This window comes from Streptomyces sp. FH025 (genome assembly GCF_017427025.1).
In the GTDB taxonomy this organism is placed as follows: Bacteria; Actinomycetota; Actinomycetes; order Streptomycetales; family Streptomycetaceae; genus Kitasatospora.
This window is the reverse complement of the sequence record NZ_JAFLNG010000025.1, coordinates 13,563-28,650: the sequence shown is the minus strand read 5'-3', so window position 1 is coordinate 28,650 and position 15,088 is coordinate 13,563. Positions and strand designations below refer to the sequence as shown.

General features: G+C 73.9%; 12 protein-coding genes. All 12 read right to left on the bottom strand.

The features are described from left to right. Window positions 1-349: AMP-binding protein (locus tag J0670_RS03490; protein ID WP_207809471.1), on the bottom strand; the 349-nt coding region annotated here is incomplete at its 3' end. 6 nt (window positions 350-355) lie between these two features. Then, window positions 356-607, bottom strand: coding sequence for an acyl carrier protein (locus tag J0670_RS03485; protein WP_207809469.1), 252 nt, complete (start codon window positions 605-607; stop codon window positions 356-358). 33 nt (window positions 608-640) lie between these two features. Continuing rightward, entirely contained in the window at window positions 641-1,966 is a 1,326-nt protein-coding gene (locus J0670_RS03480) for a condensation domain-containing protein (protein ID WP_207809467.1), read from the bottom strand. Further along, window positions 1,954-4,236, bottom strand: coding sequence for a peptidase domain-containing ABC transporter (locus J0670_RS03475; RefSeq protein WP_207809466.1), 2,283 nt, complete (start codon window positions 4,234-4,236; stop codon window positions 1,954-1,956). Before J0670_RS03475 ends, J0670_RS03480 begins: the two co-directional genes overlap by 13 nt. Before the next feature lie 642 nt (window positions 4,237-4,878). Then, window positions 4,879-5,775: a class I SAM-dependent methyltransferase gene (locus J0670_RS03470; RefSeq protein WP_207809464.1), complete on the bottom strand. Its 897-nt coding sequence runs from the start codon at window positions 5,773-5,775 to the stop codon at window positions 4,879-4,881. 90 nt (window positions 5,776-5,865) lie between these two features. Then, window positions 5,866-7,113, bottom strand: a complete 1,248-nt coding sequence (locus tag J0670_RS03465; protein WP_207809462.1) for a cytochrome P450 — start codon at window positions 7,111-7,113, stop codon at window positions 5,866-5,868. Window positions 7,114-7,124: 11 nt separating this feature from the next. Then, the gene (locus J0670_RS03460) at window positions 7,125-8,198 is read right to left on the bottom strand and encodes a Gfo/Idh/MocA family protein (RefSeq protein ID WP_207809459.1); all 1,074 of its coding nucleotides are present in this window, start codon (window positions 8,196-8,198) and stop codon (window positions 7,125-7,127) included. Window positions 8,199-8,233: 35 nt separating this feature from the next. Continuing rightward, entirely contained in the window at window positions 8,234-9,088 is an 855-nt protein-coding gene (locus J0670_RS03455; RefSeq protein ID WP_207809458.1) for a phosphotransferase, read from the bottom strand. A 43-nt stretch (window positions 9,089-9,131) separates the two neighbouring features. Further along, window positions 9,132-10,739, bottom strand: a complete 1,608-nt coding sequence (locus J0670_RS03450) for a B12-binding domain-containing radical SAM protein (protein WP_207809456.1) — start codon at window positions 10,737-10,739, stop codon at window positions 9,132-9,134. Between the two features lie 91 nt (window positions 10,740-10,830). Beyond that, entirely contained in the window at window positions 10,831-12,096 is a 1,266-nt protein-coding gene (locus J0670_RS03445) for a B12-binding domain-containing radical SAM protein (RefSeq protein WP_207809455.1), read from the bottom strand. Continuing rightward, complete coding sequence (locus tag J0670_RS03440; RefSeq protein ID WP_207809453.1) at window positions 12,093-13,235, bottom strand: Gfo/Idh/MocA family oxidoreductase; 1,143 nt, start codon at window positions 13,233-13,235, stop codon at window positions 12,093-12,095. Before J0670_RS03440 ends, J0670_RS03445 begins: the two co-directional genes overlap by 4 nt. Continuing rightward, window positions 13,232-14,893, bottom strand: a complete 1,662-nt coding sequence (locus J0670_RS03435) for a hypothetical protein (protein ID WP_207809451.1) — start codon at window positions 14,891-14,893, stop codon at window positions 13,232-13,234. The genes J0670_RS03440 and J0670_RS03435 overlap by 4 nt, the downstream gene beginning before the upstream one ends. Window positions 14,894-15,088: the final 195 nt, after the last annotated feature.

The following is a 15,088-nucleotide window of genomic DNA, read 5'->3' as shown; positions in this document are numbered from 1 at the left end:
GCAGGGCCTCGCCGCCCGCCGCCTCCCCGGTGGTGATGTGCAGCGCGCCGCTCACGTCCGTCAGCAGGGACGGGCCCGTGGGCTGCGCCAGCAGCTGCGGTGCGATCGGGAAGAGCCCGTACCCGTGCCGCAGCGCGGCGAGGACCAGCGCGAAGAAGCGGGGCCCGGTGGGGATGTCGGTGGACAGGATCGCGCCGTCCGCGACGCCCCGGGCCCGCAGGGCGCCCGCCAGGGCGTCCGCGCGGGTGGTGAGCTCGGCGAAGGTGCAGGTCTCCTCGTCGGCGACGACGGCCGTGCGGTCGGGGGTCGTCCGCGCGGTGGCCCACGGGTCCCAGAGGTAGGAGCGCATGGTTCCTCAGCGTTCGAGTGGGGACGGGACGGAGGCCAGGGCCGCGCCGAGGGCGTCGGCGAGCGCGGCGAGGTCGGGGAGGCCGGCGACCAGTTCGGTGTCGACCTCGATGCCCAGGCGTTCCTCCAGCTCGACGGCGAGTTCGACCGCGGTGACGGAGTCGCCGCCGAGGGAGAAGAAGTCGTCGGCCGGTTCGGCCGGCCGGCCGAACACCTCGCTCGCGGCGGCCAGTACGGCGTCGAGCGGTGCGGGGGGCATGGCACCTCCTGTGGTGGGTGGGAGCGGCTGTGCTCAGTCCTGGGCTGCTGTCCGCGCCGCGGCGAGCACGTCGTCGAGGATCGTCCGGGCCAGCGGCCGGCCCACCCGCTGCCCGTCGAAGCGCAGGCCGACGAGCAGGCGGTCGCGGTACTCGGCGCACCGCAGGTGCAGCGCGTGGATGTCCGTCACGGCGATCCGGCGCAGTTCGTGGGCGTCGGCGGTGACCCGCAGCGGGCCCGTGTCCCGGGAGCCCGCGTAGTCGCCCTCGAATCGACGCAGGTTCACGTAGACGTCGCGGCCGACAGGGGCACCGTGCTGCGCCTCGGCCTCCCGCGTCACCGCCGTGATCTCCTCGGCGGTCAGCCGCTGGTGCTTCAGCGCGTTGAGCAGCTGGGCGCGGACCCGGCTGCGCACCGCGTCGGGGTCGCCGCCCGCGTCGACGACGGTCAGCGGGCAGGAGCCGGCGAACATCCCGACGACGTCCCGATCGCGGGAGGGCCGGGAGTCCATGGAGGTCCACAGCCCCACCTCGGCCCGGCCGGTGCGGCGCGACAGCGCGTGGACGAAGGTGCCGACCGTCCACTGGAGCAGGCTGAGGCGGCGTTCCTCGCAGGCGCGGCGCAGCGCCACCGTGGTCCGGGCGTCGAGCTCGGCCTGGAGCCTTCCGCCCTCGGCGGCGGTGGCACCGTCCGGGCGGAGCCACGGGTTGCGGGCCAGGAAGCCGAGGCGCTCGCGCCAGTCGGCCAGGGCCCGCTCGCGCCGGGCCGGGGTCGTGCCGGCCCGTTGCCTGACGGCGGCCTCCGCGAACGACGGGGCGCCGTCCGGTACGGCGTCGCCGCGTCGGAGGGCCTCGTAGTCGCGCCACACCTCGTGGGCGAACAGGTGGTGCGCCCGTCCGTCGAAGACGAGGTTCTGGAAGGTCGCGAGCAGCGCGTGCCGGCCGGTGTCGTAGCGCAGCAGCCGGATGGTGAAGGGCCGCTGCTCGCCGTACTGCCAAGGGGTGACGCAGTCGCGTGAGAGCAGGGCCGAGGCGTAGCGGGAGAACTGTTCGGGCGAGGCGGCGCCGACCTTCTGGCACTGGACGAGCTGTTCCGCCGCGCCGACGGGCCGGATCCACTGCTCGGGGTGCGGCCCCGGCTCCGGCGGCAGCTGGAGGTGCAGGGCGTCGTGCCGGGTCACGAAGGCGCGCACCGCCGCCTGCAGCGCGTCAACGTCGAGGTCGCCGAGGATCTCGAAGGAGAGTCGGACGTTCTTGTGCGCCCAGGTGTCGGTGCGGGTCTTGGTGTGGAACCAGTCCTGCTCGTAGGTGAGCGGCACGGGGGTGCCGGGCGCGGGCCGGGTGGGCGTCAGGTCAGGCACAGGTACTCCTCGCCGGTCTCCTTGAGGGCGGCGGGCGGGCCCGCCTCGACGATCCGGCCCTCGCGCATGACGATGACCTGGTCGGCGTCGTCCAGCACGGTGAGGCGGTGGGCGATGACGACGACGGTGATGCCGGCGGCCAGAAGGTCGCGCATGATGGCCTCCTCCAGCGCCGGGTCCAGGGCGCTGGTCGCCTCGTCGAGGATGACGAGCTTCGGCTGCTTGGCCAGTGCCCGGGCGAGGACGATCCGCTGCCGCTGGCCGCCGGACATCCCGTGCCCGCCGGGGGCGACGAGCGTGTCGTAGCCCATCGGCATGGCCCTGATCTCCTCGTGGATGTGGGCGAGTTGGACGGCGTTCTTGAGGTCGGCCTCGCTGATGTCCTCGCTGCCGAGGAGGATGTTGTCGCGGATCGAGCCACCGAAGAGGTGGGCGTTCTGGTTGACGTAGCCGATGCGGCGCCGGTACGTGGGCCGGTCTAGCTCGTCGAGGCTCGTGCCGTCGACCGTGATGGTGCCGGCGGTGGGGACGTAGAGCCCCGCCAGCAGCATGCCCAGGGTGGACTTGCCGGATCCCGAGCGGCCGACGATGGCCACGAACTGCCCTGGCTGGATATCGAGTTCGACCTCTCCGAGGGTGGGCCTGGGAGCGCCGGGGTAGCGGAAGGAGACGCCTTCCGCGGTGATCCGACCCGGTTCGGCGACCCCCGTTCCGGCGAGAGCGCCGCGCGGTTCGGGGGCCGCGCGCAGGACGTCGTCGAGCCGGGCGAGTGTGGGCCGGACGGCGGCGAGCTGGGACCCGGCGTCGAACATCCCCTGCATCGGGATGAACAGGGCGATCGTCAGCGTCATGAAGCCCATGGCCTCGCCCAGCGAATCCCGGCCGGTCAGCACCAGCCAGATCCCCGCGAGCAGGACGGCCAGCGGCGCACCGAACTGCACCGTGCGGCTGAGGGAGGAGAAGAGGGCGAGGTTGCGGCGGGCGCCCAGGCGCTTGTTGACCTCGTGGACCAGGGTGTGCGACCAGCGTTCCGCCGCCCGGCCCTCCAGGCCGCTGGACTTCAGCGAGGAGATGCTCTCCAGCATCTCCACCAGTTCCTCCTGCGCCTTGGTCTGACGTTCGAGGACCTCCTGGCTCAGCTCCGTCTGGCGGCGCCAGGTGATCGCGAGGATGCCGCCCTGGAGCGCGACGAGGGCGGCGACGAGCGCGGCCATCGGGGGGTTGGTCAGAGCGATCGCGACGAGGTACGCGACGACCAGCACGCTGTCGAGCGCGGCGGAGACCGCGGTCACGCTCAGCACCTGGATGAGGACGTTGCTCGCCCGGGCCCGCATGGCCAGGTCACCGGGGTTGCGCACGGTGAAGAAGTCGTAGGGCAGGTCCGCCAGGTGGCCGACGATCCCGAGGGTGAGCCGTTTCTCGATCACGGCCTGGCGCTTGGCCACCAGGACCGACCTGACCATCTGGAGGACGAAGAAGAGGACCGCGAGCCCGGCGAGCAGCGCCCCGGCGCCCCACAGCGTGGCGGTGGATCCGTCCGGCACCACCCGCTCGACCAGGATCCCCGCGGTGAGCGGCAGCGCGAGCTCGAAGGCCATCAGGGCGGCGGACGCCGCCAGCAGGAGGCCCAGTTCGCGGCGGCCCGGCAGGAACTGGCGCAAACGGCTCCAGGGGCTGCCGGTCCCGGTGCTGCGGGTGGCCGTGGACGCGCCCTCCAGCGGAGGGTCGAACTCCAGCGCCACGCCGGTGAAGGACTCCGCGACGGCTGCCCGGCTGAGCCGTCGCCGTCCGTACGCGGGGTCGACGACATCCACGTGGTCCTTGCCGGCGCCTTCCAGGACGACGAAGTGGCTGAAGTTCCAGAACAGGATCGCGCCGGGCCGTAGCCGCCGCAGGGCGTCCAGGTCGGCGCGCACGCCCCGGCCCTTGACGCCGTACTCGCGGGCGATCTCCAGCAGGGTGCGGGCCGACGCGCCGTTGCGTCCGGAGTCCGCGCGGGCGCGGATCACGTCGAGGGACACGTCGACGCCGTGGTGCCGGAGCACGGTCACCAGGGCGGCCGGGCCGCAGTCGCTGACCTGTGTCTGGAAGCAGACCGGCAGCCGCTTGGCGCCGGAACGGCCGGCGAGCCGCTCGCGAACGGCCGTCATCCGTTCGGTGAATCCCCTGGTCCGGGGCGGGGTGGGGGTGTGCCCGAGCACCGGCCCGAGGCCGTCGCGCCTGCGGTGGTGTTCGAGCGCCTCGGGCCGGAAGCGCGATTCACCGGTCATCGATCCCGATCCCTTTCCTTGCCATCACCGGCGTGTGCCGAGAAGAACTCCCGGCACACGCCGGTACTGGTGCGTCCCGGCGACGGGACGCGGACGCGGTGGACTCAGGTCCGCCGCGATGGGCCGGGCGGGGTCACCACCCGGCCGGGGGACACCGTCGTCAGATGACGCAGTGCGCGGCGATGGAGAACTGGCCACCCACGATGTCGTCCAGCTCCTCGTCGGACAGCTCGGTGATGTCGACGTCGTCGAAGTTGTTCATGACGTTTCCTTTCGGCAAGGGCTTCCTCGCAACCGCAGACCGGGTTTAGCCGCGGATACGGCGATTTTCCTCGATTCCTCGGAAAAGAGCCGCCGGAGACCGGCGGCTGGCCGAAGGCCGCAACAGCACCAGGTCACGCGGTGAGGGGAAGCACGGAATGGATGGTGCTTCACATGTCCGGTCGGGCTGACCGGATGTCAAAACCATAGAACCGTCGAAGCCGAACGGGCAAGGCCCGGGCAGCGCTTTCTCGGAAATTGAACGGCGCCCCGGATTCAGGCATGCAAAGGCGGCCGGAGGCACCGGCCGGGAATTTCGAAATTCCCGGCCGGCAGCGCCGACCGTGCAAAATCTATTTACCTGCGGAGGTGTTTTCCGATTCAGCGGTGGCACACGGCGAAGTTCGCCGTGAGCACGTACGGCAGCGTCCCGTCGGGGGCGCGCAGCGCCTCCAGGGCCTTCTCGGCGGCGGCGCGGGCGGAGGGCAGACGGTCGGGCGGGACGCTCTCCCAGAAGGCCCTCGCGGCGGTGGACCAGGTCCACTCCCACCAGTGGTCCGGGCCCCGGAAGGTCGCCTCCAGGCGTTCCTCGTACAGCTCGACGGAGGTGAAGCCGGCCTCGCGGGCGAGCCTGCGGACGAGTTCCGGGGTCTGCGGTGGGCTCTGTCCCGCGACGGCGGTCTCGATCTCCTCCGGCGTTCCCGGGCCGAAGGGCCGGGTCGCCTCGACCACCCGGTACCAGCCGGGCGCCTCCGGGCCCCACCAGGAGACCGCCAGCCGCCCGCCGGGCCTCAGCACCGACCGGAAGCCGCGGAAGGCCCGCTCGGGCCGGCGGAGGAAGGAGAGCAGCATGCCCGCCGTGACGGCGTCGTAGCCGTCGGCCGGCGGGCGCAGGAGCGCGCGGGGCGGCTCCTCGGCGTCGGCGACGTGCGTGCGCAGCCAGTGCATCCGCTGCTCGGCGGAGCGCTGCCGCACGCGCTCGATCATCGCCGGGGAGACGTCGATGCCCGTCGCGCTGCCCCGGGGGCCGACGGCGCGGGCCGCGGGGAAGAGGACCGCGCCGGTGCCGCACCCGGTGTCCAGGACGTGTTCGCCCTCGGTGATCCGGGCGTGCGTCACCAGGAGCCGGCCCGCGGCGGGGAGGAGGTCGATGCCCACGCGGTCGTAGCTGGCCGCGGCACGGTCGAAGAGCCCCGCGATGCCGTCGCCCTCGCGGTGCGGCGCCTCGGCGGGCGCGCCCCGGGAGGCCTCGGGCGGGGCTGGGGTGGTCCTGGGCATGGGGGCGACTCCTTCCCGCGGGCCCGAGGGGCCCGGGGTCGACGTTCCGTGCGGTTGGTGCCGGTGCCGGCTGGTGGGTGGATGTGCCGGCTAGTGGATGCGGACGCGGAGCCCGAGGATGCGGTCGGAGCCCAGGGGCGCGGCCCGCTTGAAGGTCGCCGGGTCGTGGCTGACCCGGAGGCCGTCCGCCGCGAGCACCCGGGTCAGGGCGTCCGTCGCGCCGCGCGCCAGGGGGGCGCCGACGCAGTAGTGGGAGCCGGCGCTGAAGGCCAGTGAGTGGGCCTCGTGGGCACCCGGCCGCCAGGCCAGGGGGTCGGGGAAGACCGTGGCGTCGAGGTTCGCGGCCGCGAGGATCAGCATGACCCGCTGCCCGGCGGCGACCTGGTGACCGGCGATCTCCATGTCCTGGAGGGCGTACCGGGGAGCGAACCGGAACGGGCAGCTGATCCGGAGCACCTCCTCGGTGAACTCCCCCTGAGCGGAGGCGGATTCGGCCTCCGGTCCGGCGATGGACGCCATCCGTTCGCCGCCCCGCATGACCACCTCGGTCAGGACGGCGGCGAGCGGTTCGAGGGTGCCGGTGACGATCTGCGCGGTGACGGCGACCGCGACCTCGGGCCCCAGGGCGGGGTCCGCGGCGATGTCCCGCAGGACCACGGCGAGTTCGCCCTCGGCCCGCTCCAGGAGGTGCTCGCGCACCTCGGCGCGCAGGCGGTCCAGCGAGGCGTTCGCCTCCCGCGCCAGGTCGTCGTCCGTGTACGACCTCGGCTTGGCCAGATAGGCCATCAGCCCGTCCGTCGCCTCCGCGAGGTCCGTCATCCGGTCGGCGCTCGTGCCGAACAGTCGCGCCAGCGTGGCCAGGGAGTACGGGCGGCAGAACTCGCCGATCCAGTCGCACTCCCCGCCCGTGCCCCGGAGCCCGGCCAGCAGCTCCCGGCAGTCGTTCTCCAGGTCGGCGGCCAGGGCGGCGACGACGCGCCGGTCCAGGGCCGGGCGGATGCGGGAGCGGAGGTCCTGGTGGTAGGCGCCGTCGCTGAACACCGGCCACAGGGCGACGAAGTCCCGCACCGGCCGGTGCAGGGCGATCTGCTCCTCGGACAGGCCGGTGCCGGCCAGCGGGTCGCGCTGGGTGGCGCTGGTGAGCCCCGGGTGCAGCAGGAGTTCGCGCACCAGGTCGTAACCGGTCACGAACAGCGCGCCCGTGCGCGGGTCCTTCATGGCCGGGACGGTCGCCATGGCCCGCAGGGCCTCGCGGGGGTCCGCCGCGGAGTAGTCGCCGTAGAGCAGCTCGGCGAGTTCCGGGCCGGCCATCGAGGGCGTCGGGGGTGTCGAGGTCATCGGGGTCTCCTTCACGACGCACCGGATCCGTTCGGGCGCGCGGCCCGTCCGGTGCGGGCGGATTCGTACAGGGCGAGCGTCAGGGCGAGGGAGCGGCGCGCGTCCTCCCCGCTGACAGCGGGGGGCCGTCCGGTCTCCACGGCGTCGCAGAAGTCCGCCAGTTGGTCGCGGTGCGGGGTGGCGGGCATGCCCGTCGGGTCGCGTTCCTCGTCGTACCGCAGCGGGAGGCCGGCGGTCTGGTCGCCGGCCCCGTACGCGCCGTACGCGTCCCCGGTCTCGCCCTCCGCGCGGCTGTGGAACCAGGCCATCCGGTCGTCGTCGAGGACGGCGGAGCCCCGGTCGCCGTGGACCGTCAGCCGTGCGGTGCGCCCCGGGTACGCGGCCGTCGTCGCCAGGACGGTGGCCAGCGCGCCGTTCGCGAAGCGGACCACCGCGGCCGCGGTGTCCTCCACGTCGATGCCCCGGTGGGCCAGGAGCGCCGTGCGGGCCGTCACCTCGACGGCCTCGCCCATCACCCACTGGAGCAGGTCCAGCGTGTGGACGCCCTGGTTCATGACCGCGCCGCCGCCGTCGAGCCGGACGGTGCCGCGCCACTGCCCGGAGTCGTAGTAGCCCTGCGACCTCCACCACGGCACCTCGGCGTGCGCGGAGGTGAGGGTGCCCAGGGCACCCGCGCGGACGGCGTCGTGCAGGAACCTGGCGGCGGGGTCGAACCGGTGCTGGAGGACGACCCCGAGGGTGCGCCCGGTGGACCGGGCCGCCCCGAGCAGCCGGTCGGCCGCCTCCAGGCTCACCTCCAGGGGCTTCTCCACCAGCACGTGCCGGCCCGCCCGCAGGGCGGCCTCGCCGATCTCGGCGTGCAGGCCGCTGGGCACGCAGACGCACACCGCGTCCAGGTCCGGCCGGGCGAGCAGCTCCCGCGCCGTCGCGTGCCAGGCACAGCCGTGCTCGGCCGCCAGGGCTCGGGCGCGGTCCGGGCTGTCGCCCGCGACGGCCACCAGGGTGGCCCGGTCGGGCAGCCGGGCGAGGGTCCGGGCGTGGACCCCGCCGATCACTCCGGCTCCGATGATGCCGAATCTGAGCATCCTGTCCTTCCTACCGATCGTGCTGATGGGGGCGCTCAGGCGGGCAGGTCGGCCGTTTCGACCGTTCCGGCTCTTTCGGCTTCTTCGGCCCTCGAGACGGCCGGCGCGTCGTCACCGAGCAGTGCCGCGGTGAGCTCGTCCCGGTGCGCCTCGGTCCACAGCGCGTCGCGTTCAATGCCGTCCGCGATGCCCGACTCCACCAGCCGGACGAAGCCGGGCACGCCCTCCGCCGCCCGCCGCCGGATCAGGTCCAGCGTGAAGCGGATCCGGGCCGCGGCGAAGCCGGCCAGGTCCGCGCGCCGCTCCGGCGCCAGCCCGTACCCGTCGACCAGCAGCCGGAACCGGTGCCCTCGCTCCGGCGGGGTCCGCCAGCCGAGCGCCGCGCAGCCGCGCTCGTCCGTCAGGGGCGCGAACTGCCAGGCGGCCTGGGCCAGATCCCACTCCGGGAGCTCGCGGCCGGCGGCCTCCCAGTCGATGAAGGCGACCGGGAGGCCGCCCGCGAAGACGGTGTTGCGCGGGGCGATGTCGTTGTGGCACACGACCGTCCCCGGGCCCGAGGTGGCGGGCGGGTGCGCCCAGCCCGCGGGCTCCGGTGAGAACCCTTCGGCGGCCTCGTGCATCCGGCGCATCAGGCGCCCGACCGCGAACACCGCGTCGTCCGTCACGTCCGCCACCTCGGTGCCCGCCGGCACGTGGCCCTCGACGTACTCCAGGACTTCGCGCCCCTCGGCGTCGAGGCCGAACGCCCGCGGGGCGCCGCCGAAGCCGACGCGCTCGAAGTGGTCCAACAGCCGGTGGACCGCCGGGGTCCACGGGCCGGGCTGGCGGCGTACGGTGTCCCCGACCCGCACCACGGTCCACATGCCGACGTGCTCCTCGCCGTCCTTCACGGCCGCCGCTCCCCTCGTGCCGTCCCGCCCTGGCCGCCGCCGCTCACGCGCCGGCACCCGCCAGCGCCCGGGCGCCGGTGGGCTCCACGCCCAACTCGCGCAGGATGCGCAGCTGTTGGTGGATCTGTCGGGCCCCGGTGTCGGTGTCCGTGTGCACCCGGGGCGCCAGGGCGAGGCGTTCCATGCACTTCTCCACCCGCAGGTTGTCCCGGCGGCTGCGTTCCGGCATCAGCCAGTGGTCGAACTGGTGCTGCCAGAGCAGCAGCACCGCGTCGTCGTTGCGCTCGCGGATGTCGTCGAGTGCGGTCAGCTGGAGTTCCCGGGCGTCGTCGCTGTTCATCCCGATGTGCGACCACCAGGTGTGGGTGTCGTCCGGGTCCTCGACCTCGATGCGCAGGCGTTCCCGGTCCTGCCACAGCGGCATGGTCTCGTCGGAGATCGAGAAGAAGTTGAGCATGAAGTGGCCGGCGTACTCCTGCACGAGGAAGTCGCGGGTCTCGCCGAAGAGTTCGGGCGTCTCCCCCGGGTATCCGATCATGAAGAAGACCACGTAGCCCAGTTCGCTGTCGCGCAGCGCGTGGAAGGCCCGCCGGTTCTGCTTGGCGGAGACCCGCTTGCTCATCAGCTTGAGGACCTCGTCGCTCATCGCCTCGAAGCCGATGTGCAGCTTGTAGCAGTGCGCCTCCAGCAGGGCGTCCACCAGCGCCGGGGAGTCGACGGTGTTGGCGCGGCTGAAGCCCTCCCAGCGCACCCCCGCCTCCGGCAGGATCTCCAGCAGCCGGCGCAGCCGGGTGGGCGGGACGGTGAAGGTGGAGTCCATCGCGGAGATCATCTGCGCGCCGTTCTCGACGGCGTACCTCATCCAGTCGTCCCGGATCTTCTCCGCGGACTTGTAGCGCCACTTGGGGGAGGCCGCCGGGAACGAGCAGAACTTGCAGTCGAAGGGGCAGCCGCGCATCGACTCGTACGGGACGATCGGGAACCGGCCCTTGAGGCGCGGCGAGGGCTGCGCGTCGAAGTCCAGGTACTCCAGCGGGTTCACCCGGACGCGCTCGCCGTCGCGCCACACCGCGCCGGGGACGGCCTCCAGGGAGCGGCCCGCGCCGACGGCCTTCAGCACGGCGGGCAGGGCCTGCTCGCCGTCGCCGCGCACCACCGCGGTCACGCCGGGGAACTCCGCCATCACCTGGAGGAACTTCAGGTTGGTGTACTGGCCGCCGCAGACCACGGGGACGGAGGGCAGCCGCTCGGCGATCCAGTCGATCACCTTGGCGAAGATGGCCTTGCTCCACATGTAGGTGGTCGACAGCAGGACGACGTCGAAGTCACCGGGCGGCAGGACGGCCTGGCCCGACCAGACCCCGGCCAGGTCCACCCGCGCGTAGTCCTGGTCGGCCTCCTGGAGGATCGCCTCCAGCGCGAAGGTGGTCAGGTGGGGGACGGTGGTGGTCCGCGGGCGGCACAGCGTCCGCCGCTCGCCGCCGACGGTGTAGGTGAAGTCGGTGAAGTCCAGGTCCGCGCAGCCCCCGCGTTCGAGCATGGCGCGGGTCCGCTCGTCCCGGGGCGTGCCGCTCGCGTCGAACAGCGATCCCCGCAGGTAGTTGAGGTTGACGTAGCTCGGTCCCAGACCGCACATCAGCAGCGCACGCACAGGCTGTCCTTCTCCTCGGCATCAGGCTCGGCATCAGGCTCGGCATCAAGGGCGCCGAGAACGGGATCGTCGGTCGGCGTCACGGCGGGCCTCACGCGGCCGCCATGGCGTTGCCCAGGTAGTTGGGCAGGGCGGTCAGCCGGTCCCACTGGGCGTCCAGGTCCGTCGGGTACGCCTCCCGGTAGCGCCGGGTGACCTCGGCGACCTCGGCCCACGAGGCGGGCGTGCGCCCGTCGTTGTAGCGGGGCGCGAGTTCGTCGTAGAGCGCCGTCCCCGGGCGCAGGACGAGCTGGTTGAGCCCGAAGTCCACGGGCAGCGAGGCCGCCCAGTCCACCAGCTCGCCGCCGGCACAGGCCGGATCGTCGGGCAGGCCCAGCAGGATGAAGGCGAAGGGCTTGATCCCGGCGTCCGCCAGCTTCTGGACGGCCTCGGCCACCTTCTCCGGCGGCACCCGCTTGCCGACGCCGGTGTCCGCGACCCCGGGCGACTCCGCCCCCAGCCACATGCCCCGGCAGCCGGCCTCCGCCCAGCGCCGGACGTCGGTGCGCAGCACCACCTCCGCGCGGGTCTGGCCGGTCCATTCGAGACCGGACCCGGTCAGTCCGTCGCACAGCTCGTCGTAGAACGTCCGGTGCAGCCCGAAGACGTAGTCCAGGAAGAAGACCGACTCGGTGCCGCGCGCCTGGAGGGCGGCGGTCTCGGCGAGGGTCTGCTCGACCGGCCGGGGCCGCATCCGGCCGCCGAAGGGCAGGTGGCAGAAGGAGCATCCGTAGCTGCAACCGCGCACGCCCATCACCAGTCCGCAGGCCGCGCGGCGGGTCCGCCCGTCCACCACGACCTCGGCCGTGTAGGCCAGCGGGTCCGTCAACTCGTAGGCGGGCAGCGGCCACTGGTCGACCGGGAGGTCCGGGTAGGTGCCGGCCGCGGGCAGCACGGGGGTGAGGGCGCGCCGGTGCAGCACGTCGCGCACCGCCTGGACGGCGGCCGAGTCGGACTCGCCCCGGGCGACGTGGTCCACGCCCAGTTCGCGGTGGCACGCCTGCGGCAGGTGGGTCGCGTGCGGCCCGCAGGCGATCACGGGCACGCCGGGCCACCGGTCGCGCACGGCGGCCACCGCCTCCTTCACCAGGCTGAGGTCCAGGGGGTAGCACTGGGCCCGGTCAGCGACGGCGGTCACCACGACCACCAGGTCGGGGGTGTCCGCGGGGGCGGGACGCTCGGTGAGCCGGCGGTCCCACAGGCTCACCTCCACCCCGTCCTGCCGCAGGACGGCCGCGGCGTTGAGCACGTCCAACGGCTGCTGGAGGAAGTGGCGTTCGAACTCGTCCTGGGCGACGACGAAACACACCTGGGTCACGCGGACTCCTGTCGGGGTGAGAAGACGGACTCGCGGCCCGCGCGGGAGGGGCGCCCGGCCCGGTCTGCGCCGACCAGGGCCGCGTCGGCGGTGCGTGGCCACACCACGCCGATCAGGGAGGCGATCCGGTGCAGCGTGCGCAGGTCCGGCGGTGGGCAGGTGGCGGCCGACAAGGACGCGAGCATGCCGGTCCAGGCGTTGCGGAGCAGCGGGTCGACGACTTCGAGCCGGCGGTCCCCGGCCGGGGTTCGTACGGTGATCCGGTGCACGTCGCGGCGGACCTGCTCGCGCAGGGGGCCGCCGAGCGGTTCCAGTTCCGCGGTGAAGTGGGCGGACGCCGTCTCCACCCGGACGAGGCGCTGCCGTTCACCGATCGCCCTGGGGAAGTCCCGCGTCCAGGCGGGGCGGGGAAGCGCGGGCTCGGCGCCCTCGCCCACCACGGTGGAGAACAGCTCCACCTCCACGCCGCCCACCGGGGTGCGCTCGTGCGCGGCGGACAGGACGAGCTCGGGGTCGGGCGCCACGCGCAGCGCGCCCGGCGCCACGGGGCCGCGCAGGTAGGCGTCGTAGCCGGTCGCGGGCAGGAAGTGCCCGAGTGCCGCGAGCATGTGCAGCCACTCGTAGCCGAAGACGCCGTGGTCCCGGTCGACGAAGCGGCCCCGGGCGACGTCGGGCCGGCGGTCCTTGGCGAACACGACGCGAAGCGCCCGGATCGGTTCGCCCGGCGCCTCGCGGGCGACCAGGCGCGCCATCGATGACAGCGCGGAGGCGTACCGGTACTGGTCCATCACGACGACCCTGGCCGCCGGCCGCGCGTCGAGCAGGTCGGTGAACTCGGCGAGCTCCGCGGCGCGGCAGGCGGGCTTCTCCACCACGATGCGGGCCGCGGCGTCGCGGGCCAGCACCGAGGCCACGACCGGCAGGTGGGTGTGCGTCGGCGTGCACACCACCCAGACGTCGACGTCGCGGGCGTCGGGGACGTGCCCGATGCTCCGCCACCAGGTCACCGGCGGGTCGGGCAGGCGGGACGGTTCCGGGTCCAGCACGCTGACCGTCAGCCCCAGGTCGGCGAGGGCCCGGGCGTGCAGCCGCCCGACGCTGCCGTACCCGACGACACAGGCGTGCCCCCGGCCGGTCACGGGCGGTCCTCCCCCGCCACCGGCGCGTTCGGGCTGGTCCAGGTGCGGACGGAGTCCTCGTCCGAGAGGTACGTGTCGTAGTACGTCTCGAACAGGCCCGCCGCCCGGACGGCCTCGTCGACCTCGTCCACGTGCACGCCGGGGGCGAGCTCGTCGGCCCGGCGGCACAGCTCCCGTACGGCGATCAGCGTGCCGGCCCGGTACGCGTCGTAGCCGGAGTTGGGGATGCCCTCGTAGTCGAAGAGGTTGAGCGAGCGCCCGTCCCCCAGGAGGGTGGCCAGGCCGCCGCCGGGGAGCCGGTAGCGGACGCCGATCCCGGTCAGGGCATCCGCGGGCGCTCCCGCGGCTCCGGTGCTCAGGAGGCTGAAGTCCTTGGTGGCGAAGCCGGCCAGGAGCACGCCGTCGGGCAGCAGCGGCAGTTCGTCCGGCCCCAGCAGCGGCTCGCCCGTGCTGCCCGTCACCAGGAAGGGGGTGCAGCGGCGCAGCGCGGCGGCGAGGGTCGGCTCGGTCTCGAAGCCCTGCTCGGCGGCCTGGATCAGGGCCAGGGTGTCCTGGTCCACCACGGTGACCCGGCAGCCGAGGGAGCGCAGTCGGCGCGCGAGCCGGGAGCCCAGGGTGCCGAAGCCGACGGCGACCACGCGGCGGCCGATGAACTTCTGTCCCGGCACCAGTTCGCGCAGCCGCCGCAGGCAGGAGTCGGCGATCTCCTCGTACGACAGCAGGCTCTTGAGCTGGGAGCGGGCGACGTTGAAGACCGGGATGGCGGGGAGCGGTCCCGCCCCGATCCGCTTGAGCCCGCTGACCGTGAGTTCGACCACGGCGTCCACGGGCTCGGTCACCAGCCGGGACGCTCCCGCGCCGCGGGCGAGCAGTCCGCCGTCGTCGATGACCAGCACCCGGCGGCCGGCGCGGTGGGCGGCGGCGATGAAGCGGTCGACGTCGGCGGCCACCAGTCGCGCGGCCGCGACCTCCTGGCCGGGGGCGGTCCCGTCGATGACGGAGTTGTCCAGCAGGTCGCTGCGGTAGCCCCGGGCGCGGAACCAGGCGTGCACCCGGTGTCGACCCGCCGTGCGGTCCCCCTTGGCCAGGGCGTAGATCCACTCGCGCGGGATGCCCGCCCGCTCCGCCGCCAGGAGGAAGCCGACGCTGTTCTCGACGTAGTGGTCCCGGAAGACCAGCGCCCAGTCGTCGATCCTCGGCCCCCGGTCCGCGAAGTGGCGCAGCAGCGGCATCGCGGACCACAGGGCGGCGACCTCCCCGGGGGTGAGTCGGTCGGCCCGCTCCCGTACGGCAGCCACGATCTCCCGCACCGGTTCGGGCAGCGGAAGGCCGGCCGGGGCGTCGGTCAGGACGGAGGTCCGCCAGAGCGCGGGCTCCGGGACGACGGGGTCCAGGGTGCGGTGCCGGGCGGGCGCGGCCGGTGCCAGGTCCAGGTGGACGCGCCGGCCCGCGACCCGGATGCCGATGGTGCGGGGCAGGCCGTCCGGGCCGTCGACCGTGTGCCATGCCGCCGCCGGGAAGTGCGGGCCGAGGGCTGCGGAGACGGCATCGCGCACGGCGGCGGGCGGGACCGGGCCGGTGACGGCGTCGAGCAGCCGCAGGCCGGTGAACGCGGCGGCGACGTCGCCGGGGCTCTCGGCTTCGACCTCGGTGGTCACCGCGCCACCCCCCTTCGGGCGGCGGGCGTGAGCGGACGGTCCCACAGGGGTGCACGCGGTGGCAGAACAGTCAAAGCGGTCTCCTTGAATCGGGCATGACAGAGAGCGGCGCACTCTGGCGCTCGGATTCCGCACGGGGAGGGGGCTGGCTCGGGAGGGGGTCGCGCGCCGGCGAGCGGACGGCTGGGCGGTCGG